This is a genomic window from Pseudomonas sp. RIT411, from assembly GCF_003057735.2.
GTDB classification, from domain to species: Bacteria; Pseudomonadota; Gammaproteobacteria; order Pseudomonadales; family Pseudomonadaceae; genus Chryseomonas; species Chryseomonas oryzihabitans.
On record NZ_QBIZ02000014.1, the window covers coordinates 81398 to 107456 of the forward strand.

The 26059-nt window shown below is 65.8% G+C and carries 19 protein-coding genes; 13 read left to right on the plus strand and 6 right to left on the minus strand.

The window, feature by feature from the left end:
• Window positions 1-63: 63 nt before the first annotated feature.
• From pilB to yacG, 5 genes are all read left to right on the plus strand, one after another.
• The gene (gene pilB / locus DBY63_RS18135) at window positions 64-1758 is read left to right on the plus strand and encodes a type IV-A pilus assembly ATPase PilB (protein ID WP_108582520.1); all 1695 of its coding nucleotides are present in this window, start codon (window positions 64-66) and stop codon (window positions 1756-1758) included.
• A 210-nt stretch (window positions 1759-1968) separates the two neighbouring features.
• Complete coding sequence (locus tag DBY63_RS18140) at window positions 1969-3186, plus strand: type II secretion system F family protein (protein ID WP_108582501.1); 1218 nt, start codon at window positions 1969-1971, stop codon at window positions 3184-3186.
• Window positions 3186-4058, plus strand: a complete 873-nt coding sequence (locus DBY63_RS18145) for an A24 family peptidase (protein WP_108582500.1) — start codon at window positions 3186-3188, stop codon at window positions 4056-4058. Before DBY63_RS18140 ends, DBY63_RS18145 begins: the two co-directional genes overlap by 1 nt.
• Window positions 4055-4666 carry a dephospho-CoA kinase gene (gene coaE / locus DBY63_RS18150; RefSeq protein WP_108582499.1) on the plus strand — a complete coding sequence of 204 codons (612 nt, stop codon included), beginning with the start codon at window positions 4055-4057 and terminating at the stop codon, window positions 4664-4666. Before DBY63_RS18145 ends, coaE begins: the two co-directional genes overlap by 4 nt.
• Entirely contained in the window at window positions 4663-4860 is a 198-nt protein-coding gene (yacG, locus tag DBY63_RS18155; protein WP_007160931.1) for a DNA gyrase inhibitor YacG, read from the plus strand. The genes coaE and yacG overlap by 4 nt, the downstream gene beginning before the upstream one ends.
• A 13-nt stretch (window positions 4861-4873) precedes the next feature.
• Here yacG and DBY63_RS18160 read toward each other — a convergent pair whose 3' ends face one another.
• Window positions 4874-5371 (minus strand): hypothetical protein, encoded by a 498-nt coding sequence (locus DBY63_RS18160; protein ID WP_108582498.1) that lies wholly within the window; start codon window positions 5369-5371, stop codon window positions 4874-4876.
• A gap of 181 nt (window positions 5372-5552) precedes the next feature.
• On the opposite strand from DBY63_RS18160, the gene recC reads away from it, so the two are divergent.
• The 4 genes from recC to rmuC all read left to right on the plus strand — a co-directional run bounded on the left by recC (window position 5553) and on the right by rmuC (window position 16374).
• Window positions 5553-8984: an exodeoxyribonuclease V subunit gamma gene (gene recC / locus DBY63_RS18165; RefSeq protein ID WP_108582497.1), complete on the plus strand. Its 3432-nt coding sequence runs from the start codon at window positions 5553-5555 to the stop codon at window positions 8982-8984.
• Entirely contained in the window at window positions 8981-12643 is a 3663-nt protein-coding gene (recB, locus tag DBY63_RS18170; protein WP_108582496.1) for an exodeoxyribonuclease V subunit beta, read from the plus strand. The genes recC and recB overlap by 4 nt, the downstream gene beginning before the upstream one ends.
• Window positions 12636-14717 carry an exodeoxyribonuclease V subunit alpha gene (gene recD / locus DBY63_RS18175; RefSeq protein ID WP_108582495.1) on the plus strand — a complete coding sequence of 694 codons (2082 nt, stop codon included), beginning with the start codon at window positions 12636-12638 and terminating at the stop codon, window positions 14715-14717. Before recB ends, recD begins: the two co-directional genes overlap by 8 nt.
• A 73-nt stretch (window positions 14718-14790) precedes the next feature.
• The gene (gene rmuC / locus DBY63_RS18180; protein WP_108582494.1) at window positions 14791-16374 is read left to right on the plus strand and encodes a DNA recombination protein RmuC; all 1584 of its coding nucleotides are present in this window, start codon (window positions 14791-14793) and stop codon (window positions 16372-16374) included.
• Between the two features lie 74 nt (window positions 16375-16448).
• On the opposite strand, the gene DBY63_RS18185 is transcribed toward rmuC, so the two are convergent.
• From DBY63_RS18185 to DBY63_RS24900, 4 genes are all read right to left on the minus strand, one after another.
• Window positions 16449-18032: a peptide chain release factor 3 gene (locus DBY63_RS18185; RefSeq protein WP_007160937.1), complete on the minus strand. Its 1584-nt coding sequence runs from the start codon at window positions 18030-18032 to the stop codon at window positions 16449-16451.
• Window positions 18033-18127: 95 nt separating this feature from the next.
• A complete protein-coding gene (locus tag DBY63_RS18190; protein WP_027600209.1) occupies window positions 18128-19303 on the minus strand; it encodes an acyltransferase in 1176 nt (391 codons plus the stop codon).
• 298 nt (window positions 19304-19601) lie between these two features.
• Complete coding sequence (locus DBY63_RS18195) at window positions 19602-20651, minus strand: glycoside hydrolase family 5 protein (RefSeq protein ID WP_074583942.1); 1050 nt, start codon at window positions 20649-20651, stop codon at window positions 19602-19604.
• A 318-nt stretch (window positions 20652-20969) separates the two neighbouring features.
• Window positions 20970-21161, minus strand: a complete 192-nt coding sequence (locus DBY63_RS24900) for a hypothetical protein (protein ID WP_132832793.1) — start codon at window positions 21159-21161, stop codon at window positions 20970-20972.
• Window positions 21162-21894: 733 nt separating this feature from the next.
• Here DBY63_RS24900 and DBY63_RS18200 point away from each other — a divergent pair.
• Genes DBY63_RS18200 through DBY63_RS18215 form a run of 4 tightly spaced genes read left to right on the plus strand, consistent with a single transcriptional unit; the run spans window position 21895 to window position 25345 of the window.
• Window positions 21895-22605: an ABC transporter permease gene (locus DBY63_RS18200; RefSeq protein ID WP_042137126.1), complete on the plus strand. Its 711-nt coding sequence runs from the start codon at window positions 21895-21897 to the stop codon at window positions 22603-22605.
• A 9-nt stretch (window positions 22606-22614) separates the two neighbouring features.
• Entirely contained in the window at window positions 22615-23517 is a 903-nt protein-coding gene (locus DBY63_RS18205) for a glycine betaine ABC transporter substrate-binding protein (RefSeq protein WP_042137128.1), read from the plus strand.
• A gap of 3 nt (window positions 23518-23520) precedes the next feature.
• On the plus strand, window positions 23521-24180 hold the full coding sequence (locus DBY63_RS18210) for an ABC transporter permease (protein ID WP_007160943.1): 660 nt from the start codon (window positions 23521-23523) through the stop codon (window positions 24178-24180).
• Between the two features lie 10 nt (window positions 24181-24190).
• A complete protein-coding gene (locus DBY63_RS18215; protein ID WP_108582493.1) occupies window positions 24191-25345 on the plus strand; it encodes an ABC transporter ATP-binding protein in 1155 nt (384 codons plus the stop codon).
• 163 nt (window positions 25346-25508) lie between these two features.
• On the opposite strand, the gene DBY63_RS18220 is transcribed toward DBY63_RS18215, so the two are convergent.
• The gene (locus tag DBY63_RS18220) at window positions 25509-26045 is read right to left on the minus strand and encodes a L,D-transpeptidase family protein (RefSeq protein ID WP_007160945.1); all 537 of its coding nucleotides are present in this window, start codon (window positions 26043-26045) and stop codon (window positions 25509-25511) included.
• Window positions 26046-26059 lie beyond the last annotated feature (14 nt).

Genomic DNA, 26059 nt, shown 5'->3' on the forward strand with positions numbered 1-26059 from the left:
GCCATTTTGCGGGCGGTCTGGAGGGTGCTATAACGCCTGTTGTAGCCAAGGGTGGGAATGACGATGAACGAGACGGTGATGCTGTCGGGACTGGCGCGCCAGTTGGTGGATGCGCAGTTGCTGGCGGAGGCGGCAGCGCAGCAAGCAGTCGTCAAGGCCAAGCAGGCCAAGGTGCCACTGGTGACCTATCTCGTTCAGCAGCGGCTGGTGCAGAGCCGGCCTCTGGCGGAACTAGCTGCTCAGGAATTTGGTGTGCCCTTTCTCGATCTCGCGGCTATCGACAAGGAGCAGCTACCAAAGGACATCGTCAACGAGAAGCTGATGCAGCAGCATCACTTTCTGCCTTTGAGCAAAAGAGGCAACAAGCTTTTCATCGCACTTTCCGATCCTACCAACCAGCAGGCCATCAATGATGTGTCCTTTGGCAGCAAGCTGGCCGTCGAGGTCGTGCTGGTCGAGGACGACAAGCTGCATCAGGCGATTGAAAGGTATCTCGATGGCGGCACGGGTGGACTGGATCTGGGCGATATCGATCTTGATCTTGAGACTGAGGGCGGCGAGCGGCCTCAGGAAGCCGTTGCAGGTACCGATGCTGACGATGCGCCTGTGGTGAAGTTCGTCAACAAGATGTTGCTGGATGCGATCAAAAAGGGTTCGTCCGATCTGCACTTCGAGCCTTATGAAAAGATGTACCGGGTGCGCTTCCGTACCGACGGTGTCCTGCACGAGGCAGCGCGGCCGCCGGTGCAGCTGGTTTCGCGAATTTCGGCGCGGCTCAAGGTGATGTCCAATATGGATATCTCCGAGCGTCGTAAGCCCCAGGACGGCCGGGTCAAGCTGAAGGTCTCCAAGACCAAGTCCATCGACTTCCGGGTCAACACCCTGCCCACCCTCTGGGGCGAGAAGATCGTGATGCGTATTCTGGACTCTTCCAGCGCCCAGATGGGGATCGATGCCCTGGGCTACGAGGATGTGCAGAAGGAACTCTATCTGCAAGCACTCAAGCAGCCGCAGGGCATGATCCTGGTGACCGGGCCGACCGGTTCGGGCAAGACGGTATCCCTCTATACCGGCCTCAACATCCTCAATACCGAAGACATCAATATTTCCACCGCTGAAGATCCAGTGGAAATCAACCTGGAAGGCATCAACCAAGTCAACGTCAATCCGCGTCAGGGGCTCGACTTCTCCCAGGCGCTGCGGGCTTTTCTACGTCAGGATCCTGACGTGATCATGGTCGGTGAGATCCGGGACCTGGAAACGGCGGAGATCGCCATCAAGGCAGCCCAGACCGGTCACATGGTGATGTCGACCCTGCACACCAACAGCGCGGCGGAAACCCTGACGCGCTTGCGTAACATGGGGGTGCCTGCCTTCAACCTGGCGACCTCGGTCAACCTCATCATCGCCCAGCGGCTGGCGCGCAAGTTGTGCAACAAGTGCAAGCGAGTCCATGAGGTGCCCCGTGAGGCGCTGCTGGCGGAAGGCTTTCGCGCGGAAGATATCGGCAGCTTCACTCTTTACCAACCCATCGGTTGCGAAGACTGTAATGCGGGCTATCGCGGCCGGGTGGGGATCTACGAGGTGGTGAAGATCACCCCGGCGCTGCAGCAGATGATCATGGAGGAGGGCAACTCCATCGAGATCGCGGCGCGGATGCGTAAGGAGGGCTTCAATGATCTGCGGCGGTCGGGGCTGGTGAAGGCGATGCAGGGAATCACTAGCCTGGAAGAGATTAATCGGGTCACAAAGGATTAACGGCTTCCCTCACCCTAGCCCTCTCCCGAAGGGAGAGGGGACTGGAATGGTGCATCGCATGATTGCTGTCCACGCGTCTTGATTGCCGCAGAACGCTAAAGCCGTCGATGTTTGGCGCGATGCTTGCCTTTAAAGCGGCAACCGGCTCTGAACAGAGCATTCTTTTGACGGGCTCGCCACCGCGGGCCGAGCCTTTGACGAGTCGAGGCCATGGCCGATAAAGCTATCAAGATGGGCAGCTTCACCTGGGAGGGGACCGATCGCAAAGGGACCAAGGTGAAGGGCGAGATGACGGGCCTGAATCCGGCGTTGATCAAGGCGCAGTTGCGCAAGCAGGGCATCAATCCGACCCGGGTGCGCAAGAAGTCAGCGTCGCTATTCAGCAAGGGCAAGAAGATCAAGCCCATGGATATCGCCCTGTTCACCCGGCAGCTGGCGACTATGATGACCGCAGGAGTGCCCCTGCTGCAGGCCTTCGACATCATCGGCGAGGGCTTCGACAATCCCAACATGCGCAAGATGGTCGACGACATCAAGCAGGACGTCGCCGCAGGTAACAGCCTCGCTAACTCCTTGCGCAAGCAGCCGCAGTATTTCGACGATCTCTATTGCAACCTAGTGGATGCGGGTGAGCAATCGGGTGCCTTGGAGACCTTGCTGGATCGGGTAGCCACCTACAAGGAAAAGACCGAGGCGTTGAAGAAGAAGATCAAGAAGGCCATGACCTATCCTGCGGCGGTCATCGTCGTCGCGGTGATCGTGTCGGCCATTCTATTGATCAAGGTAGTGCCTCAATTCCAATCGGTGTTCGAGGGCTTCGGTGCTCAGTTGCCGGCCTTTACCCTTATGGTCATCGCCATTTCCGAGGTCTTGCAGGAGTGGTGGTTGCTGGTACTGGGCGGAATCTTTGTGCTGGCTTTCGTCCTGCGGCACTTCTACAAGAAGTCGGAGAAGTTTCGTGACGCTACGGATCGGGGGCTGCTGAAGATCCCGCTCATTGGCTCAATTCTCTATAAGTCCGCCATTGCCCGTTATGCCCGGACCCTGGCCACTACCTTTGCGGCGGGTGTCCCGCTGGTGGATGCCTTGGACTCGGTAGCAGGGGCAACCGGCAACGTGGTGTTCCGCAATGCCGTGGAGAAGATCAAGGGCGATGTGTCCACCGGTATGCAGCTCAACTTCTCCATGCGTACTACCGGGGTGTTCTCTTCGATGGCCATCCAGATGACGGCCATTGGTGAGGAGTCGGGCTCGCTGGACGAGATGCTGTCCAAAGTCGCGACCTTCTATGAAGACGAGGTCGACAACATGGTCGACAACCTCACCACCCTGATGGAGCCGATGATCATGGCGGTCCTGGGGGTTCTGGTGGGTGGTCTGATCATTGCCATGTACCTGCCCATCTTCCAGCTCGGCTCGGTGGTCTGATGGCGCTGCTGGAATTTTTGGCCGGCGCGCCGCTGGCCGCGGCGTTGTGCGCGCTGGTCCTGGGGCTGCTGATGGGCAGCTTTCTCAATGTGGTGGTCTATCGCCTGCCGGTGATGCTGTGGCGGGCTTGGCAGGCGGAGGCGCGTGAGGTGCTGGAGCTGCCGGCCGAGCCGGCAGGCGCCCCCTTCAACCTGGCGCGACCTGCTTCCCGCTGCCCTCATTGCCAGCGCGCCGTGCGGCCCTGGGAAAATGTGCCGGTGCTGAGTTATCTGCTCCTGCGCGGTCGCTGCAATGGGTGTCAGGCCTCTATCAGCCTGCGTTATCCGCTGGTGGAGCTGGCCTGTGGGCTGCTGTCGGCCTGGGTCATCTGGCATCTGGGCGTGACCTGGCAGGGCGGGGCCTTCCTGTTGCTGACCTGGGGCTTGCTGGCGGCCAGTCTGATCGATGCTGATCACCAACTGTTGCCGGACATTATCGTCCTGCCGCTACTGTGGCTGGGGCTGATCGTCAACCAGTTCGGCCTGTTCACCAATCTGGGTGATGCGGTCTGGGGCGCGGTGGCGGGGTATCTGAGTCTGTGGCTGGTGTTTCAGCTGTTCCGCCTGGTGACCGGCAAGGAAGGCATGGGCTATGGCGACTTCAAGCTGCTGGCGCTGCTCGGCGCGTGGGGCGGTTGGCAGATCCTGCCCCTGACCATCCTGCTGTCGTCGCTGGTGGGCGCCATTCTGGGTGTCATTACCCTGCGGCTGCGGCGGGCGGAAAGCAGCACGCCCTTGCCCTTCGGTCCCTATCTCGCCGTGGCGGGGTGGATTGCCTTGCTCTGGGGTGATCAAATAACCGGCCTGTACCTGAACTTCGCCGGATTCCGATGACTTCTGCCTGGACCCTCGGCCTGACCGGGGGCATCGGCAGTGGCAAGAGCGCCGCTGCCGAGCACTTTGCCCAACTGGGCATCACCTGTGTCGATGCTGACCAGGCCGCCCGCTGGGTGGTTGAGCCAGGACGACCGGCGTTGGCTGAGATCGCCGGGCATTTTTCGCCCGCTGTCTTGCAGCCGGATGGCAGCCTGGATCGAGCGGCGCTGCGAGCCGCGATCTTTGCCGATCCGGCCGAGCGGCGCTGGCTCGAAGCCCTGCTGCATCCTCTCATTCGCCAGGAAATCCTGGCGGCCTTGGCCCGCGCAGCGTCGCCCTATGCCATCCTGGTGTCGCCGCTGCTGTTCGAATCCGGGCAGCGGGCGCTGGTCCGGCGGGGGCTGGTGATAGACGTGCCGGAAGCGCTGCAGCTCGAACGAGCCATGCGTCGCGACGGGGTGGACGAGACTCAGGTGCGGGCCATCCTGGCGGCGCAGTTGCCGCGCGCCGAGCGGCTGGCCAAGGCCGATGACGTCATCTGCAACGACGGCGATCTCGCCCAGCTCCACACCGAGGTGGAGCGCCTGCATTCCTTTTATCTGACCCTTGACGGAGGCCAAGCATGAGCACTCTTACCGTGGACTGCCCCACCTGTGGCGCACCCGTGGAATGGAGCGAGAAGAGCGCCAACCGGCCCTTCTGTTCCGACCGCTGCAAACTGATCGACCTGGGCGCCTGGGCGGCGGAAGAGCACGCCATCCCCGGCAATGAGCTGGAAGACGATCTTTATTCGGAAGACCTCAATCGGCGCGGCCACTAGGGCGCGCCTTCCCCTATAGCCGCTGTGCCCAGGCCTGGGCGGTTGCCTGGGCCGCCTGGCGCAGCTTGGCCGCCAGCTCGGGTTTCTCGTATTCCAGCGGGCTGGATGCCGTCACCGTATGAATACGGTCACGCTTGATGAAGAACACCTGGGTGCCCAGCAAGGGCTTGCTGCAGGCGCTGGCGCCTTCGCCCAGGCCGTCGATGGCCTTGCACTCCAGTTGTTCGCTCAAGGACTGCACCTGCCGACGCAGCTTGGCCAGCGCCCGACCGCCATTCTCGTAGCCCGCCGACAGGCCCAGCAGGTAGTTGGCCGGCTGGCCGGTGTCGCGATCGGTGAAGGCGCAGCCGCCGGCGATCTGCCGGGCATAGGCCAGGGGCAGGCCGGAGGTCTGCTGGAGCAGAGGCAAGGGCAACTGCGCCTGCAGGCTGGCGCAGTCGACGGGCTCGCCGTTGTCGGCATGGGCGAGGGCGGCGCCCAGAAGCAGGGGAAGGGCAACGAGGAAACGCATGAAAACATCCTGTCGAAGGCCGGCGGCCGATAGCGGCTGAGTCTACCGGCTCGAGTCCCGCGATAGGCGGGTGGACGGAGCGGCTGTGCACTGCGTCATGCGTCGGTCAACACATTGCGGGCTGGTGTCTGGCGCGGGTGATCCTTACCCTGGCCGCAGATAGCGAACAGCGAGGCGTAGGATGTCCGAGGCGCTCACTCCCGGATTCATGGTGGTACATGGCAATCGGCTCGAGGAGCTGCGTGGCCTGGCGGTCGGCTGGATGCGGCGGTATCCCCTGGCGCCGCTGGAAAACGAACAGGTGCTGGTGCAGAGCAATGGCATCGCCCAGTGGCTCAAGCTGGCGCTGGCCGAGGATCCGCGCGGTGATGATGAGGGTGGCTGCGGGGTCGCTGCGGCCCTCGAGGTGCAGTTGCCGGCGGCCTTCCTCTGGCGGACCTATCGCCAGGTATTGGGGCGTGACCAGGTCCCGCCATCCTCGCCGCTGGACCGCGCGCCCCTGACCTGGCGCCTGATGCGGCTCCTGCCGACCCTGCTCCTGCAACCGGACTTCGCCGCCCTGCGGCGCTTTCTCGACGATGACGGCGATCTGCGCAAGCGCTATCAGCTGGCCGAGCGCCTGGCCGATCTCTATGACGGCTACCAGGTCTATCGCGCCGACTGGCTCAACGACTGGGCGGCGGGGCGCGATCTGCTGGCCAGCCTGCGCGACGGTCGGCGTCCCTTGCCGGAAAGTTGCCGCTGGCAGGCGCAGCTGTGGCGGGCGCTGCTGGACGATGTGGGCGATGGCGGTCTGGCCCGCAGTCGGGCCGGGGTGCACCGGCGCTTTCTTGAGGTCATGCAGGCGGCGACCGAGCCGCCTGCCGGTCTGCCGCGGCGGGTGGTGATCTTTGGGCTGTCGGCGATTCCGGCGCAGACCCTCGAAGCCCTGGCCGCCCTGGCCCAGTTCAGCCAGGTGCTGCTCTGCGTGCACAATCCCTGTCGCCATCACTGGTCCGACATCGTCGCCGACCAGGATCTGCTGCGGCAGAACTATCGCCGCCAGCAGCGCAAGCCGGGCATGCCACAGACCTTGGATGCCGAGGCGCTGCACCAGCACGGCCAGCCGCTGCTGGCCAGCTGGGGCAAGCAGGGCCGCGACTACATCCATCTGCTGGACGAATTCGACGAACCCGATGGCTATCGCCGCCTGTTCGAGGCCCTCAATGGCGGGCGCATCGACCTCTTCGCCGAGGCCGAACCCCAGCACCTGCTCGGCCAGTTGCAGGACGACATTCTCGAATTGCGTCCGCTGAGCGAGACCCGCGAGCGCTGGCCGGCGGTCGATCCGGCGCGGGACAGGTCCATGCGCTTCCATGTGGCCCACAGTCCCCAGCGCGAGGTGGAGATCCTTCACGACCAGCTGCTGGCGCGCTTCAGCAGCGACAGCAGCCTCCGGCCGCGCGACGTTATCGTCATGGTGCCGGACATCGATGCCTATGCGCCGCACATCCGCGCGGTGTTCGGCCAGCTCGAGCGTGGCGATCCGCGCTTCATCCCCTTCAGCCTGGCCGACCAGCACCAGCGCGGTTTCCAACCCTTGCTGATCGCCCTGGAGCATCTGCTGCAGCTGCCCGACAGCCGTTTCGCCCTGAGCGAGATCCTCGACCTGCTGGACGTGCCGGCGCTGCGCGCCCGCTTCGGCCTGCGCGAGGGCGATCTGCCAACCCTGCACCTCTGGCTGGAAGGCGCTGGCGTGCGCTGGGGGCTGGATGCCGAGCAGCGCAGTCGCCTTGATCTGCCGGAAGGGCTGACGCAGAACACCTGGCGGTTCGGCCTGAGGCGCATGCTGCTGGGCTACGCCGTCGGCAGCGGCGCGGCCCTGGGGGATATCGAGCCCTTCGACGAGGTGGGCGGCCTGGACGCGGCCCTGGTCGGGCCGCTGGTGGATCTGCTCGACGCCCTGGACGCGGCCCAGGCGGCGCTGGCCCAGCCGGCGCGACCGGCAGAGTGGGGCGCCCGCCTGCAGGCGCTGCTGGCGCTGTTCTTCAGCCCCCAGGACGAGCACGACGAATACCTGCTGGAACAGTTGGAGAATCTGCGCGAGCGCTGGCTGGAATTGTGCGAGGACGTGGCGCTGGACGAGGAGCTGCCGCTCACCGTGGTGCGCGAGGCCTGGCTGGCGGGGCTGGACAGCGGTGGCCTGGCCCAGCGCTTTCTCGCCGGCGCGGTCAATTTCTGCACCCTGATGCCCATGCGGGCCATTCCCTTCCGCGTGGTCTGCCTGCTGGGCATGCATGACGGTGCCTATCCGCGCATCCAGTCGCCGCTGGATTTCGATCTCATGGCCCAGGACTACCGTCCCGGGGACCGCTCGCGACGGGAGGACGACCGCTATCTGCTGCTGGAAGCGCTGCTCTCGGCACGCGATCAGTTCTATATCAGCTGGGTGGGGCGCAGCATCCGCGACAACAGCGAGCGCCCGCCGTCGGTGCTGGTCGCCCAATTGCGCGACCATCTCCAGGCCGGTTGGCGGCTGGCCGGCCATGAAGAGGAACCGGAGCGCCTGCTCACGGCCCTGACCCAGGAGCATCCCCTGCAACCCTTCAGTGCCCGCTACTTCCGCGGCGAGCGCGGCTATTTCAGCTTCGCGGCCGAGTGGCTGGGCGTGCATGACCGCACCACGCGTGACGAGGATGAGCTGTTGCCGCCACTGGTGCCCGAAGAGCCCCTGGGCCTCGATGATCTCGCCCGTTTTCTGCGCGGACCGGTGGACCTGTTCTTCGCCAATCGCCTCAAGGTGCATTTCGCGCCGCCCGATGCGCCGGCGGAAGACGAAGAGCCTTTCGGCCTGGACGCCCTGACCCGCTACCAGTTGGGCGAAGACCTGCTGGCGGCGGCTCTGGCCGCGCCGGCCGAGGCGGATCAGGCGCTTATGGCCGCCGCGGAGCGCCTGCGCGGCAGTGGTCGGCTGCCGCTGGCGGGTTTTGGCGAGCGGGCCGGGCGGGCCTTGCGCGAGCCGCTGCCCGCCGTGGTGGCCCAGGTCGAGGCCCTGATTCTGCGCTGGCCCGAACCCCTGGAAGAGGCCCTGACCCTGGATATCGAACATCGCGAGCTGCAACTGGTGGCCAACCTCGAACGGCTGCGCCGCGGTCCCGAGGGCCTGCTGGCCCTGACCGCTCAGGCCAATGGCCTGGGCAATACGCGCACCCGCAAGTGGCACCGGCTGCTGCGCCCCTGGGTACAGCATCTGGTCGCCGCGGCCGGCGGGCTGCAGCTGACCACCGCAGTGGTGGCGACCGATCTGACCCTGTTGCTGGCGCCACTGGACGCCGAGCTGGCCCGCCGGCAGCTGAACGAATTGCTGGACGCCTGGGCCCTGGGGCAGCGGCGTCCGCTTCCCGTCGCGCCCCGCACCGCCTTCGCCTGGCTGGCCAATGACCCGGACAAGGCCCTGGCCGCAGCCGAGCAGGCCTATCAGGGCGAGGCGGCGACCCATCCGGCGCTGCGTCGGCAGTATCCAGACTTCGCCGCCTTGCTGGTCGACGAGGAATTCGACGGCTGGTGCCAGACCCTCTATGCGCCGGTACACACCGCTGGCTGGCAGGTAGTGGGCGGGGAGGGCCAGGCATGAGTCAGCGTCCGCTCGCCCTGCGCTTTCCGCTGCAGGGCAATCAGCTGATCGAGGCCAGCGCCGGGACGGGCAAGACCTTCACCATCTCCGCACTCTATGTACGTCTGGTGCTGGGCCACGGTACGCCCGAGACGGCCTTCGGCCGCGAACTGCTGCCGCCACAGATCCTGGTGGTGACCTTTACCGATGCCGCCACCCAGGAATTGCGCGATCGTATTCGCCATCGCCTCGCCGAGGCGGCGCGCTTCTTTCGCGACGAGATCGCCGCGCCCGATCCGCTGCTCGCCGAGTTGCGCGAGGACTTTCCGGTCGAGGCCTGGGCCGATTGCGCCCGGCGCCTGGACATCGCCGCCCAGTGGATGGACGAGGCGGCCGTTTCCACCATTCACAGCTGGTGCCAGCGCATGCTGCGCGAGCACGCCTTCGACAGCGGCAGTCTCTTCGTGCAGAACCTGGAGCAGGACCAGAGCGAGCTGCTCGCCCAGGTGGTGCGCGACTACTGGCGACGCTTTTGCTATCCGCTGGAGGGCGAGGCGCTGGACTGGGTCATCGAGCACTGGGGCGAGCCCTGCGCCCTGGCCGCGCGCCTGCGACCCTTGCTGAGCGAGGCCCTGGGCGCGCCCCAGGGTGAACCGGCCGCCTTGCTGGCCACCGCCCTGACGGAGCGTCGCGAGCGGTTGGCACACCTCAAGGCGCCTTGGGCCCGGTGGGCGGAAGAGGTGCGCGACCTCTGCCAGGCCGGCTGCGACGCCAAGGTGGTCGACGGTCGCAAGTTGCAGAAGCGATTCTTCGGGCCCTGGTGCGACAAGCTGGTCGCCTGGGCGGACAACCCCGCCAGCGAGGACCTGGATATCGGCACCGGCTTTATCCGGCTGACCGAGGAGGGCTTCGCCGAGGTCTGGACCAAGGCCAGTCCGCCGGATCATCCGGCCTTGGCGGCCATGGCGCGCTTACCCGGACAACTGGCCGAGCTGCCCAGCCCCGAGGTGCCGCTGCTGGAGCACGCGGCGGCCTGGGTGCAGCAGAAATTCGAGCGCGAGAAGCTGCGCCGCGCCGAACTGGGTTTCGACGACATCCTCACCCGTCTGGATCGGGCGCTGCAGGCCGATGGCGCCGGCGCGCGGCTGGCGGCGCTGATCCGCGAGCAATTCCCGGTGGCACTGATCGACGAATTCCAGGACACCGACCCGGTACAGTACCGCATCTTCAGCAGCGTCTATGGCGCGGGGGAGGGCACCGGGCTGTTCCTGATCGGCGATCCCAAGCAGGCCATCTATGCCTTTCGCGGCGCCGACATCCATACCTACCTGCAGGCGCGTCGCGCCAATGCCGGCCACCTGCACTCGCTGGACACCAACTTCCGTTCCACCGCCGCCATGGTCGCGGCGGTCAACCAGGTGTTCGCCCATGGCGAGGCCACGGCCCCGCGGGCGGCCTTCCTCTTCCGCCAGGGCGAGGACAATCCGGTGCCCTTCGAGCCGGTCAGCGCCCAGGGGCGGCGTGAAGCGCTGGAGATCGACGGCACGCCGGGTGCGGCCCTGACCTTCTGGCAGCTGGCCGGAGACGAGCCCCTGGCCGGCACCGCCTATCGCGCCGCCCTGGCCGAGAGCACCGCCAGTGAGATCGTCCGGTTGCTGACCCTGGCCGCCGAGGCCAAGGCCGGCTTTCGGCGCGAAGACGGCGAGTTCACGCCACTGCGGCCCGCCGACATCGCCATCCTGGTGCGCGCCGGCAGCGAGGCCCAGGCGGTACGCCAGGCGCTGGTGCGGCGCGGGGTGCGCAGCGTCTATCTGTCGGACAAGGATTCGGTGTTCACCGCCCAGGAGGCCCGCTGCCTGCTGGACTGGCTCAAGGCCTGCGCCGAGCCCGATGTGGATCGCCGGCTGCGTGCGGCCCTGGGCAGCCTGACCCTCGACCTGCCCTTGGCCGAACTGGATGCCCTCAACCACGACGAGCAGGCCTGGGAGGCGCGGGTGCTGCAATTCCGCGGCTATCGCCAGCTATGGCGCGGCCAGGGCATGCTGCCCATGCTGCGCCGCCTGCTGCAGGACTTCCGCCTGCCGCAGCGGCTGATGGCTCGCGCCGATGGCGAGCGGGTGCTGACCAATCTGCTGCACCTCGCCGAACTGCTGCAGCGTGCCGCCGGCGAGCTGGATGGCGAGCAGGCGCTGATCCGCCACCTGGCCGAGCAACTGGCCGCCCAAGGCGCCGCCGACGAGCAGATCCTGCGCCTGGAAAGCGACGCCGAGCTGGTCAAGGTGGTGACGGTGCACAAGTCCAAGGGCCTGGAATATCCCCTGGTGTTCCTACCCTTCGCCTGCGCCTATCGCGCCGAAGAAGGCACGACCCTGCCGCTGCGCTATCACGATGACCAAGGCCAGCTGCGCCGCACCTTCAAGCCCTCCGCCGAGGAACTGGCCCGCGCCGACGACGAGCGCCTGGCCGAAGACCTGCGCCTGCTCTATGTCGCCCTGACCCGGGCCCGCCATGCCTGCTGGGTCGGGGTGGCCGATCTCAAGCGCGGGCGCAGCAAGGAATCCGGCTTCGCCCGCAGTGCCCTCGGCTACCTGGCCACCGGCGGCGAGCCCCTGGCGAGTTCGGCGGCCCTGGGCACCGCCCTGACCACCCTGATCGACGCCCAGCCCGACACTCTTATCCTGCCGCTCCCCGAGGCCAGTCCGGCACGCCTGCCCGAAGCCCGCGAAGCGCCGGTGACCCTCAAGGCGCTGACGGCGCGTCGGGCGGCTCGCGAGGACTGGTGGATCGCCTCCTACAGCGCCCTGCGGATCGGTACGCGCCTGGGCGAGGCGCGGGAAGAGGGCCCGTTCAACCTGGAGCTGGACCTGGATACCCCGGCGGCCCAGAAGCTGTTCGACGACGACCGCCTCGCTCCCGACGAGGCCCGCCAGCCCGCAGCCGGTGAAGACCTGCATCGCTTTCCCCGCGGCCCCGGCCCGGGCACCTTCCTGCACAGCCTGCTGGAGTGGGTCGGCGAGGAAGGCTTCACCGCCATCCAGGCGGCGCCCGAGCGGCTGGACGACCTGATCGCCCGGCGTTGCCAGCGGCGCGGCTGGAATCACTGGATTCCCATCCTGCAGGGCTGGCTGCGCCAGTTGCTGGCGCTGCCGCTGCCCCTGCCGGGGGGCAGCCAGCGCCTGGGCGAACTGGCGCGCTACCAGGTGGAGATGGAATTCTGGTTCGCCACCCATGGCGTCGATCTGGAGCGGCTGGATGACCTGGTGAGTCGTGGTACCCACCGCGGCCAGGTGCGGCCGATGCTGGAGCCGGGGCAGCTCAACGGCCTGTTCAAGGGCTTCATCGATCTGGTCTTCGAACACGAGGGGCGCTATTTCGTGGTGGACTACAAGTCCAACTGGCTGGGCGCCGAAGCCGGCGCCTATACCCGCGCGGCCATGGAGGAGGCCGTCCTGGCCAAGCGCTATGACCTGCAGTACGTGCTCTACAGCCTGGCCGTGCACCGGCTGCTCAAGGCGCGGCTGCCCGACTACAGCTACGAGCGCCACTTCGGCGGCGCCGTCTACCTCTTCCTGCGCGGCTGCGATCCGGCCGGCCACGGCGTCTTCGTCGAGCGGCCCGCCCAGGCGCTGATCGAGACCCTGGATCTGTTGTTCAGCGGTGCGGAGAATGCTCATGTCTGATTTCAGCCCCGCCACCGAACGGCTGTTGCGCCTGGCGTCCCTGGCCCAGGAGCGCCCGCTTGCCCCGCTCGAACAGCGGGACGACCTCTTTCGCCTGCTGGAGCTCTGGGTGCAGCGCGGCTGGTTGCGCCAGGTGGACCGGGCCTTCACCGGCTTTCTCGGCGAACTCGAACCCCAGGGCGACTCGGCGGTGCTCTTGGCCGCGGCCCTGGCCAGCCATCAGCTCGGCCATGGCCATGTCTGCCTGGATCTCGCCGCCACCCTGCGCAATCCCGATGCCGCCCTGTCGCTGCCGCCCGAGGGCGACGAGGCGCGCGCCTCGCTCTTGCCGTCGCAACTGCTGCACGGCCAGACCCTCGAGGCCTGGCAGCGGGCGCTGCTGGACAGCGACCTGGTCGATGGCGACGGCAGCTGTCCGGAACGACCGCTGGTGCTGGGTGGCGAGCGCCTCTACCTGCGTCGCTACTGGAATTACGAACGCGCGGTGGCGGCCAGCCTGCGCCAGCGCCTGGCCACCCACGAACCTTTGCCGGCGGATCTCGCCGAGCGTCTCGATCGGCTGTTTCCGCCGGACCCCGACGCGGGTGGCGAACCCGACTGGCAGAAACTGGCCTGCGCCCTGGCGGTGCGCGGTGCCTTCAGCATCGTCACCGGCGGCCCCGGCACTGGCAAGACCACCACCGTGGTGCGCCTGCTGGCGCTGCTCCAAGCGCCCGCGGTGGCGGCCGGTCGCCCCTTGCGCATCCGCCTGGCCGCACCGACCGGCAAGGCGGCCGCGCGCCTCACCGAATCCATCGGCGGCCAGGTCAGTCGCCTGCCGGTGGATGACGAACTGCGCCGGCACATCCCCACCGGGGTGACCACGGTGCATCGGCTGCTGGGCAGTCGCCCCAATACCCGCCACTTCCGCCATCACCGCGGACAGCCGTTGCCGCTGGATGTACTGGTGGTGGACGAGGCCTCGATGATCGACCTGGAGATGATGGCTAGCCTGTTGGCGGCCTTGCCGCCGCGGGCGCGCCTCATCCTGCTCGGTGACAAGGATCAGTTGGCCTCGGTGGAGGCAGGGGCGGTGCTGGGTGATCTCTGCCGCGATGCCGAAGCCGGGCGCTACAGCCCAGCCACCCGCGCCTGGCTGGAAGCGGTGAGCGGCCAGTCGCTGGCCCAGACGGCCCTGGCGGTCGGCGACGATCAGGCTGACGCCCTGGCGCAGCAGGTGGTGATGCTCAGGCGCTCACGGCGTTTCGGCGCCGGCAGCGGGATCGGCCAGCTGGCCCGCCGGGTCAATGCCCAGGACGGCCAGGGTGCTCAGCAGGTGCTGGTCGACGGCGGCTATGCCGATCTCCATCGGGTGCTGCTCAAGGGGCCGGAGGATCGCGCCCTGGAACGCCTGGTGCTGGAGGGACGCGGGCGCGCCCGGGGCTATCGTCATTATCTCGAGGTCCTGCAGGAGGCGCGGCCCCAACTGGATACCGTTCTGGAGGATCCCGCCTGGACGCTCTGGGCCGGCCAGGTATTGTCCGCCTTCGACGACTTCCAGCTGCTCTGCGCCGTGCGCAAGGGCCCCTGGGGCGTGGAAGGCCTCAACCTGCGCATCGCCAGCGCCCTGCTGGCGGCCGGCCTGCTCGCGGGCGAGCACGGCTGGTACGAGGGCCGTCCGGTGCTGGTGACGCGCAACGACTATAGCCTGGGGCTGATGAACGGCGACATCGGCATCACCCTCTGCCTGCCCGACGCCACCCATCCGGGACGCAAGGTCCTGCGGGTCGCCTTCCCGCGCGGCGATGGCAGCGGCGGTCTGAGATTCGTCCTGCCCAGCCGGTTGGCGGCGGTGGAGACGGTGTTCGCCATGACCGTGCACAAGTCCCAGGGCTCGGAATTCGCCCATACCGCGCTGCTGCTGCCCGAGCAGCTCAGTCCGGTGCTGACCAAGGAGCTGGTCTATACCGGCATCACCCGGGCGCGCGATGATTTCACCCTGATCGAGGCCCGGAGCGGCATCTTCGCCGAGGCGGTGGCCCGTCGGGTCCGCCGCGTCAGCGGCCTGGACCTGGATTTGCGAAACACTGTGTAAATGTACAGATAAACGCTGGACGCTCCCCTCGCGCCTGCCTAAGGTGAGGGGAGCCGTCCGCGATGAGAGCGCCATGACTTCCCTGCCTTTCGTTTCCCTTGTGCTTCCCCTGTTGCTGCTGGCCGGCTGGGCGGGTTCGGCCGTCTGGCTGACCGGGCGCCAGCGCTATCTGCAACAGCAACTCGACAGTGCCGCCGAGCGCTACGACATGCTGCGCGACGACCTGCAACGCGCCGAGCTGGCCAACGGTCGCCAGGTGGTGGAGCTGGGCGCCGAGCGCGAACGCACCGCCGCCCTGCAGCGCCAGCTGGAGGCCAATCGCGAGTTGGAAGCCGAGTTGCGCCAGCAGACCCGCCAGGCGCAGCTGCAGGCCGCCGAACAGCACGCCCTGGCCGAGGCCACCCGCGCCCAGCTGCAGGGCATCCAGGAGCAGCTCGCCGAGGTGCGCGAGCGCCAGCACCGCGAGCAGCAGCTGCACGCCGAGGTGCAGGAACGCCATGCGCGCCTGACCGAAGAACACGCGACGCTCCGGACCACCCTGGAACAGAAGGAAGAGCACTTCCAGGCGCAGCAACAGCTGCTGCGCGAGAGTCGCGAGCAACTCAAGCTGGAATTCGAGCAACTGGCCGGACGCATCTTCGACGCCAAGGGCCAGGCCTTCGCCCAGCACAGCCAGCAATCCCTGGATGCGCTCCTACGGCCCTTCCGCGAGCAGATCGAGGGTTTTCGCGCCAAGGTCGAAGACATCCACCACAAGGATGTGCAGCAGCAGGCGGCCCTCGGCCAGCAACTGCTCGACCTCAAGGAGCTCAACCGCCAGATCACCCAGGAGGCCCACGACCTGGCCACCGCCCTGCGCGGCCAGAAGAAGGCCCAGGGCAACTGGGGCGAACTCATCCTGGAAAACGTGCTGGAACGCTCCGGCCTGCGCGAGGGGCGCGACTTCGTCCGCGAACGCAGCTTCACCACCGAGACCGGCCGCCGGCGACCGGACGTGCTGGTCCATCTGCCACAGAAGAAGCACCTGGTGGTGGACGCCAAGGTGTCGCTCAACGCCTATACCCGCTACGTCAACAGCGAAGACGAGGGCGAGCGGCGCCTGGCCCTGGGCGAGCACGTGCGCGCCGTGGGCGAGCGTATCCGCGAACTGGCCGATCGCGAATACTTCAGCCTGCCGGGGCTGAATTCGCCGGAGATGGTCTTCCTGTTCATCCCCATCGAATCGGCCTTCGTCGAGGCGCTCAAGGCCGACGAGAGTCTGTTCCAGCGCGCCATCGAGCAGAATGTCCTGGTGGCGACGCCGACCACCCTGCTCACCAGCCTCAACATCGTCCGCCAGCTCTGGCGCTTCGAAGACCAGAATCGCCACACCGCCGAACTGGCCGAGCGCGCGGGCAAGGTCTACGACAAGCTGCGCACCTTTCTCGGCAGCATGGACGGCATCGGCAAGAGTCTGGACAAGGCCGGCGAAGCCTATCGCAAGGCCTGCGGCCAACTGGTGGGCGGGCCGGGCAACCTGGTCAAGCAGGTGGCCGACTTCAAGGAGCTGGGCGTGGCGGTACGCACCGAACTGGACGGCCAGTGGACCGAGCGGGCGGAACTGGAGCTGACGATGGTCGAGCTGGAAGCTGCGGCCGAGTCTTCCGACCAGGGCTGATCCGGCGCTACGGTTTCAGGAGGAGGGCGGGTGCGCCTGACCGGTGCCAGGCGCACCGGTCAGGGCGATGGCGCTTAGTGGTGCTCGCGGGTGGCGCGGAATTTGATCTCCGGCCAGCGCTCTTCCATCAGCGCCAGGTTGACCCGGGTCGGCGCCAGGTAGGTGAGGTGACCGCCGCCGTCCACCGCCAGGTTCTCGAAGGCCTTGTTCTTGAAGTCTTCGAGCTTCTTCTTGTCGTCGCACTCGATCCAGCGCGCCGACCAGACGTTGATGGCCTCGTAGGCGCACTCTACCTTGTATTCCTCCTTCAGGCGGCTGGCGACCACGTCGAACTGCAGCACACCCACCGCGCCGAGCACGATGTCGTTGTTGCGCTCGGGGAAGAACACCTGGGTGGCGCCTTCCTCGGCCAGTTCCTGCAGACCCTGGCGCAGCTGCTTGGATTTCAGCGGATCCTTGAGGCGCACGCGGCGGAACAGTTCCGGGGCGAAGTGCGGGATACCGGTGAAGCCCAGGGCTTCGCCTTCGGTGAAGGTGTCGCCGATCTGGATGGTGCCATGGTTGTGCAGGCCGATGATGTCGCCGGCAAAGGCCTCGTCCAGGTGCTCGCGCTCGCTGGAGAAGAAGGTCAGGGCGTCGGCGATCTTCAGATCCTTCTTGATGCGCACATGGCGCAGTTTCATGCCCTTCTCGTACTTGCCCGAGCAGATGCGCATGAAGGCGATGCGGTCGCGGTGCTTGGGATCCATGTTCGCCTGGATCTTGAACACGAAGCCGGAGAACTTCTCTTCCACCGGCTCCACTACCCGCTCGTGAGCGGCGCGCGACAGCGGGCGCGGAGCCCAGTCGACCACGGCGTCGAGCACCTGGTCGACGCCGAAGTTGCCCAGCGCGGTACCAAAGAATACCGGGGTCATCTCGCCGCGCAGGAAGGCCTCGCCATCAAATTCGTGGCAGGCGCCCTGGACCAGCTCCAGCTCCTCGACGAAGCGCTCGTAGAGATCGCCCAGGTGCGCGCGGGCCTCGTCGGAGTCCAGCTTGTCGATGGTCTTGGTGGCGATGCGCTCGTGGCCATGGCCGGGGGTATAGACGTAGATGCGGTCGTCCGAGAGGTGATAGACGCCCTTGAAGTCGCGATAGCTGCCGATCGGCCAGGTGATGGGCGCGGCCTTGATCTTGAGCACCGCCTCGATCTCGTCGAGCAGTTCGATGGGATCGCGGATGTCGCGGTCGAGCTTGTTGATGAAGCTGACGATGGGGGTGTCGCGCAGGCGGCAGACGTCCATCAGGGCGATGGTGCGGGGTTCGACGCCCTTGCCACCGTCGAGCACCATCAGCGCCGAGTCCACCGCGGTCAGGGTGCGGTAGGTGTCTTCGGAGAAGTCTTCGTGGCCGGGGGTGTCGAGCAGATTGATCATGTGCTCGCGATAGGGGAACTGCATCACCGAGGTGGTGATGGAGATGCCGCGCTGCTTTTCCATCTCCATCCAGTCGGAGGTCGCGTGCCGGTCGGATTTGCGCGACTTCACCGTGCCCGCGACGGCGATGGCCTGGCCCATCAGCAGCAGCTTCTCGGTGATGGTGGTCTTGCCCGCGTCGGGGTGGGAAATGATGGCGAAGGTACGGCGCTTGGCGACTTCGGCGGCCTGGGTGGTCATGGATGAACCTGGGCGAGAGCGAAAAAAGAGGGGGCGGAGTATAGCAGAGGGCGGCCCCACCGGCTCGAGGTCGGTAGGGCTGCACCAGGCGCCGCTCAGCGCTGCGGCTGGATGTTGCCGTCGCAGCAGGGTGGGGTGCGTTTGCGGCGCACCAGACGCTTGCCCAGCGCCATGCCCGGGACCTCGATGTATCTATGGGTCAGGCAGGCGAAGGCGAAGACCACCGCCAGTTCCACCACCACCACCAGGTTGTCCAGCACGACACTGCCGGTGGCGATATAGCGGATCATGAAGGGCAGCGGGGCGTCATGGGAGGGCGCCACCACCGTGAGGTCCTGGTGCAGCAACTTGCCCAGCACGATGAAGGCGCTCTTGACCACGAAGATCACCGCGGCGTGGCACAGGTAGATCGAATAGGACAGTACCCCCAGGCGCACGAAGAGGCCGTGATGCAGCACGCTGGAGACCAGGCCGCGCTCAAAGGCAAAGGTGAGGATGGTGACGCAGAACACCAGGGTCGCCAGCACGCCCTTCTTGGGCACCGGTAGATCGGAGGTCATCACCGCGGCACCGGCGATCAGGCAGGCCAGTTCCAGCAGGGTGCCACCGAATTGTCCGCCGTTGTGCTGCTTGATCCAGACATAGAGGCGATAGGTGCAGGCGCCGGCAAAAAAGCACGACAGACCGCGAAAGATCTCGGTCTTCAGCGGCAGGAAGGGAAACAGCAGCTGCACGAAGGCCAGCAGGGCGATCGCCAGGAACCACTGGCGCTGATGACCCTGGCCCTTGAGCACCAGCAGGCCGAAGATCAGATAGAGGTAGAACTCGATGCTGATGCTCCAGGATGGGTAGTTGAAGGAGCCGGTGATGGCCTGGCCCAGCCAGGATTGCAGCAGCAACAGATTGGGCAGGAATTGCTCGGGCGCGGTGGCGCCGCTGAACGCCGGATCGTTGAAGCCGACCCCCAGTTTTTCCGCCAGCAGGCGACCGCACTCCAGCAGCACATAGAGACCCAGCATGGCCAGATGCAGCGGCAGGATCCGCGTCGCGCGACTGATGGCGAAGTCGCGATAATCGTCCAGGGTGCGCAGCCGGCTCTCATAGGTGTGCATGAGCACGAAGCCGCTGAGCACGAAGAAGAACTCGACGAACAGGTAGGCGTTGGCGATCAGCGGATTTTCCGAGGCGGCCTGAGCGACATAGGTGTGAAACAGCACGACGGCGACGGCCAACAGACCGCGAAAGCTATCCAAAGCGACAAATCTTTCCATGGGATATCCCTGAGGGTGCGGCAAGAAGAGGCGAACGGATGCAGCGCTGCCGTTAGGGGGAAAGAGCGGAGGGGTAGTGCGGGAACGTGAAAGCTGACATGGCATCCTGGCTCTTGTGCGTCGCAAGCTTCTTAATAGTCGAACTATTACTTGCTGTTACATTTTGATCGCCAAAATCCAGCAAGTTCTTGCTAGGCCGTCCCTGGCCCGGCGTTTTGTGATTGCAGTCACCGATTTCCAGACAAGTTGTCACCTGACTGCAAGAAGGCGCCGCCCGTGCTGCCTGGCGGCGCTTCGCTCAGCGGGGACCCAGGGTCTGGCAGTCGGCCGGCTTCACGTACTTTTGCAGCACCTTCCATTGTGGGCGGGGCTTTCCCTTGACCGGTTCGATCGCCAGCGGATAGTCGCCCCAGTTGGGGCCGGCTGCCCAGTACATGGCCGGGATGCATTCCTGGCGCAGCCGCGCCAGCAAGCGGTCCATGGCGGCCAGCCAGCGGGGGTCGTTGTCCGGCACGCCGAACTCGCCGATGTGGCCGCGCTTGCCGTGCTGCTTGAGCCAGGTGATGAAGGGCTCGACCCGCCGGATGCCGACGTCGGGATCGAAGTCGGTCATGTCCTTCTTGAGGTACTTACCGCCACCGTCATTGTCGAAATAGACGTGCGCCGAATAGATCAGGTTGTCGGCCGGATCCTTGAGACCGAGAAGCTTGGCGTTGTAGCGCGGCCAGAGATAGCTGCTGGACCAGCCATTGCCTTCGATCAGGAGCGGACGCGCCCGATCCACCTCGCGCACCGCGTCGATACCGTGCTGGGCGGCCACCGGCCATTGCTCCACGGCATCGTGGGGCTCGTTCATGATGTCGTAGGCGGCGAGGGCGGGGTGCTCGTGCCAGCGCTGGGCGATCCGGCGTAGGACATCGGCGTAGGCCGGATAGGGCACCGCCGCGCTGCCGATGACCTGGCCGCGGTATCTCATGTAGTTGTGCAGATCCAGGATCACGCTCATGCGATAGCGCTTGGCGTTGTCCAGGGTCTGGTCGATCAGCTTGGCGTAGGCGGGATCCAGGGGTTGTCCCAGCGTGGGCTGGAGGCGCTCCCAGATGACCGGGAAGCGGATCACCCGGATGCCCTTGGCCGCCCAGCGTCGGTAATGGCCGGCGTCGGGAAAGAAGTAGTTGGTTCCCGGTTTGCCCGGCAGTACGTGGGGCGCGAAGCCGGCGCCGGAAAAATTCAGGCCCACAAGATCGGTGGGGAAGTCCCGTGTGGCGGCCTGGGCGACCGGCATGGCTGCCAGACTGCAAAGCAGGGTGAACAACAGGGTGAGCTTGGATTTCAGGCGTAGCGTCATCGGCAAGGTCCCGGACAGTGACGGAAGACGTAGGAATGTCGGGCGGTCGTGGCCCGATCCGCCATGAGGCCTGAAGAGACGCCGGGAAGTTGCAGTGCAAGGCTCAGAAGGTGCGCCAGACAACGTTAATGTCGGGCGAAAACCGCGGAAATGCGAGCTGGGTAGACTGGCGGGCAGCTTGGAGCGGGACGCCGCGGCGGCTGGATTCGGGCAGCGCGGCCCCTGGGCAGGGCAGGAAGAAGGGTAGCGCGGGTAATGAACTGCCTGTGACTGCTTTCCATCTTTATATGGCGCAGGCAGGTCATTCGAAAGCGGTCTTTAGCGACGCAGGCAGATCCCGGCCCACTGCTCGGCTTCGCGGCGGGCCGAGGCCTCGTCGCTGAATTCGGCGATCAGGCCGCCGTGCGCATACACCACCACCCAATTTTCCACCTTGGGTTGCAGCAGCATTACGGGGGCAGAGGAGAGAACAGCGGAGTCCAACGATGCACAAGCCGTCATGTCATTCATAACGTTCCCTTTGAAGTTAGCTCGGTGAATAGTCTGTTTTTATAGCGGTTCCAGAAATGGCGCTTGGTGCTATCACTGGGCCACCTATTGACCTTGGTATGGCTGAATGATCCCTCAAAGCGTCAGCCATTCGTCGGCATGATAAAGGGGTGCCAAAACCCCGTCACCGCACTGGCTCACAGAAAGATGTTTCAGTTATGACCGTACGTCAGCTGAGCTGTGTGCCGCTCCACGAAACCGCCGTGGCTTGCCTCGGCATCCGTGACAGGCGTCGCGCTGGTACTGCAAAGCAGCTAACAGTAAGCGTATTAAATTTATCGTCACACATTCGCCGAGGGCTCTAGCGCGCGACTCTCGCTTTTTGCCGGCTGTCCGGGCCTCTCGGCCGGGCCTCTCGGCCGGGCCTTTCACCCTGTCAAGACGTCCCGCTTTGCATGATCGGGTTGGCATTGAGCGAGTCTATTGGGTTAGCCTGAAAAGGAGCTGGCGAACTATCGACTGCGATGGACGTCAATCTCTTCGGTCGAGACAAGGCGCCATGTCGTTCCCCCGGAGCGACACCCAAGGGCTAGGCAGATCAGAGATCCGCAGTGCCCCGTTGGTCCAGCCGGCATACCCGCCATGCCCTGCTGTGTCTCGACCCTGAACCCGGACAGCCGTCCTGCGCCTCGCCCCCGTGCGAGGTCCGCACTCGGAAGGCATGCGGCCTGTCCGCCCGTTGAAGGAGCCTGACATGGCGAAGTTCAAGACCCTCCTGCTCGGCACGGCCGTGGGAGGGGTGATCCTGGCACTGCTGGTGCACTGGATCGGTATGGATACGCTGCGTACCTATCGCGCAGACCTCTGGTTCTATCTCCAGGCTCATCTCTATCTGGTAGCCGTCTCCATGGTCCTGGCCCTGCTGGTAGGCATCCCCGCCGGGGTGCTGCTGAGTCGGCCAGCCTTCGCCCGCAGCGCCGAGCGCTTCATGCAGGTGTTCAACATCGGCAATACCGTGCCGCCGCTGGCGGTGCTGGCCATCGCCCTGGGCATCGTCGGCATCGGCGATGGGCCGGCGATCTTGGCGCTGTTCCTGGCCTCGCTGCTGCCCATCGTGCGCAACACCTACGAGGGGCTGAAGAACGTGCCGGCCTCGCTCAAGGAGGCTGCCACCGGCATCGGCATGACCCCCACCCAGGTGCTGACCAAGGTGGAGCTGCCCAATGCCGTGCCCATCATCATCGGCGGGGTGCGGGTCGCCCTGGCGATCAACGTCGGCACCACGCCGCTGGTGTTTCTCATCGGCGCCAACAGCCTGGGCAGCCTGATCTTTCCCGCCATCGCCCTGGAGAACCAGTCGCAGCTGCTGCTGGGCGCCGCCGCCACGGCGCTGCTGGCGCTGCTGCTGGACGGCCTGGTGCTGCTCGCCAGTCGCCTCTGGCTGGAACGCGGCCTGGCCCGCTAAGGAGACGAGATGAAGAAGTTGCTTATCGCCCTGGGCGCCGCCTGGTTCGGACTGACGCTGGCCAGCGCTGCCCAGGCCGATCCGATCCGCATCGGCGCCAAGGTCTTTACCGAGCAGGCCATCCTCGCCGAACTCACTGGGCAGTATCTGTCCCGCCACGGCTATCAGCCGGAGATCGTCGGCGGCCTGGGCAGCACCATCGCCTGGAATGGCGTGAAGAACGCCCAGCTCGACCTCACCTGGGAATACACCGGCACCTCCCTGGTGGCCTACAACCATGTCACCGAACGACTGGACAAGGAGGCCTCCTACCAGCGGGTCAAGCAGCTGGACGCCAAGGTCGGTCTGGCCTGGCTGGCGCCCACCCGCTTCAACAATACCTATGCCCTGGCGTTGCCGGAGAAGATCGCTCGACAGCATCCCGAGCTGAACAGCATCAGCGACCTGGCCGGACTGCTCAAGGCCGAGGCCGGCAAGCAGCACCTCACCGCGCTGGACATCGAATTCGCCAACCGCTCCGATGGCCTCGCCGGCCTGGTCAAGGCCTATGGCCTGAGCTACACCCGGGACGACATCCGCCAGATGGACCCGGGCCTGGTCTACACCGCCCTGCGCAACGGCCAGGTCTTCACCGGCCTGGTCTACACCACCGACGGCCGCCTGGATGCCTTCAGGCTCAAGGTGCTGGAAGACGACAAGGGCTATTTCCCCGACTACACCGCTGCCCCCGTGGTCAACGCCAAGTATCTGGAAAAGCACCCGGATCTCGCCGAGCTGCTGAGGCCCCTGGCGGAAAGCCTGGACCAGGCCACCATGCGTCAGCTCAACGCCAAGGTGGACATCGAGCGACAGACGCCGGCCCAGGTGGCCCGCGACTTCCTCGCCCAGCACCCCCTAGACGGAGGGCAATGACCCATGGATTTCGTCACCTCCTTCAATCACATCGACTGGCTGCAGGTCCTCGAACTGACTCGCCAGCACATCACCCTGGTGGGGATCGCCGTAACCCTGGCGATCCTGGTGGGCGTGCCCCTGGGCATCCTCATGACCCGCTATCCCTGGCTGGCCGGACCGCTGCAGGCGGTGGCCACGGTGGTCATGACGCTGCCCTCCATCGCCCTGTTCGGGCTGCTGCTGCCGTTCTATTCCAAGTTCGGCCAGGGCCTCGGTCCGCTGCCGGCCATCACCGCGGTGTTCCTCTATTCGCTGCTGCCGATCCTGAGAAACACCTACCTGGCGCTGACCAGCGTCGAGCCGGGCATCCGCGAGGCGGGTGCCGGTATCGGCATGACCTTCTGGCAACGCCTGCGCATGGTCGAACTGCCCATCGCCCTGCCGGTGATCCTGGCCGGGGTGCGTACCGCCGTGGTCATGAACATCGGCGTCATGACCATCGCCGCCACCATCGGCGCCGGCGGCCTGGGCGTGCTCATCCTCACCTCCATCAGTCGCAGCGACATGGCCACCCTCATCGTCGGCGCGGTGCTGGTCAGCCTGCTGGCCATCGTCGCCGACCTCGTCCTGCAGTGGCTGCAACGCCGCCTCACCCCGCGCGGCCTGCGCAGCGCCCCTTAAGGAGTCCCAGATGATCGAACTCGACCGCCTGACCAAGACCTTCAAGCAGCATGGCAAGGACGTGACCGCGGTGGACGCCGTGAGCCTCACCGTGGAGGAGGGCCAGATCTGCGTCTTCCTCGGCCCCTCCGGCTGCGGCAAGACCACCACCCTGAAGATGATCAACCGCCTGATCGAGCCCACCTCGGGCCGGGTGCTGATCAATGGCGAGGACACCACCGGCATCGACGAGGTGACGCTCAGGCGCCATATCGGCTACGTGATCCAGCAGATCGGTCTGTTCCCCAACATGACCATCGAGGAAAACATCACCGTGGTGCCCAAGCTCTTGGGCTGGGACAAGAAAAGATGCCGCGAGCGCGCCACCGAGCTGATGAGCATGGTGCAGCTCGAACCCAAGCAGTACCTGTCGCGCTATCCGCGCGAACTGTCCGGTGGCCAGCAGCAGCGCATCGGCGTCATCCGCGCCCTGGCGGCCGAGGCGCCGCTGCTGCTGATGGACGAACCCTTCGGCGCGGTGGACCCGATCAACCGCGATGCCATCCAGAACGAGTTCTTCCAGATGCAGCGGGCGCTGAACAAGACGGTGATCATGGTCAGCCACGACATCGACGAGGCCATCCGCCTGGGTGACAAGATCGCGGTGTTCCGCGGCGGCCGCCTGGTGCAGTTCGATCACCCGGACACCCTGCTGGCCCATCCCAGGGACGACTTCGTCAGCAACTTCGTCGGCCAGGACAGCACCTTGAAACGTCTCCTGCTGATCCGCGCCGAGGATGCGGCCGACAACGCGCCCTCGATCCAGGCCGAGACCCTGATCGGCGATGCCGTGGAGTTGATGGAGGAGCACGATCGCCGCTACCTGGTGGTGACGGATGCCGCCAACAAGGGCCTGGGCTACGTGCGCCGCCGCGACCTGCGCGGGCAGAGCGGCCCGGTGGCGCCCTTCATCACCCCGTTCAAGGCTACCGCGGCCTTCGACGAGCACCTGCGCATCCTGCTGTCGCGCATGTACCAGTTCAACAGCTCCTGGCTGCCGGTGCTCAGCGCCGACAACGACTTCCTGGGCGAGGTCACCCAGGAGTCCATCGCCGACTACCTCAGCAGCGGTCGGTCGCGCGGCAAGACCACCATCGTCTCGCCGGCGGAGCAGGTAGCGGGGTAGAGCGCGGGAAGTCCACCGGCTCAGAGCCTGTTCAAAGGCTCGCGAGCTAGAGCCAAACAAGGCGAAGAGGCCTGAGGAAGCGGAGTTTACGAATGGTAAATGAGCATTCCGAAGGCCTCTTCAACGCAGTTTGGCCGACGCGCAGCAGCCTCTGAATAGGCTCTCAGGGGCGGATCTCGATCAGGGTGCCATCCTTGACCAGGCCCCAGACCTCGCGCATGTCGTGGTTGGTCATGGCGATGCAGCCCTCGGTCCAGTTCAGCGAGTTGAAGTACCACTCCGGGTACTCCTCGTCGATGGGCGTGCCGTGCAGCATGATCATGCTGCCGGGACGCACGCCGGCCTGGCTGGCGCGGGCCAGGTCCTCACGATTGGGATAGGAGATGTGCATGGCCAGGTTGAATTTGTCGCTGGTCTTGCGCCAGTCGATCCAGTAGAAGCCTTCCGGGGTGCGCTTGTCGCCCTCGCGCAGCTTGGGGCCGCGGGGATTCTTGCCCAGCGAGATGCGATAGGACTTCATCACGGTATCGCCGCTGAGCAGTTGCAGCTGATTGCGCGACTTGATGACCAGCACCTTGTCGATCAGCGGCGCGGCCGGCTGGCGGATCACCGTGACGCTGGTGCTGGCCTGGGCCAGCTGGGGAAGCAACGAACCGCACAGCACATAGCAGAGCGCCAACAACAGGTGCAACGGACGCATGTCGGGAAGATCCT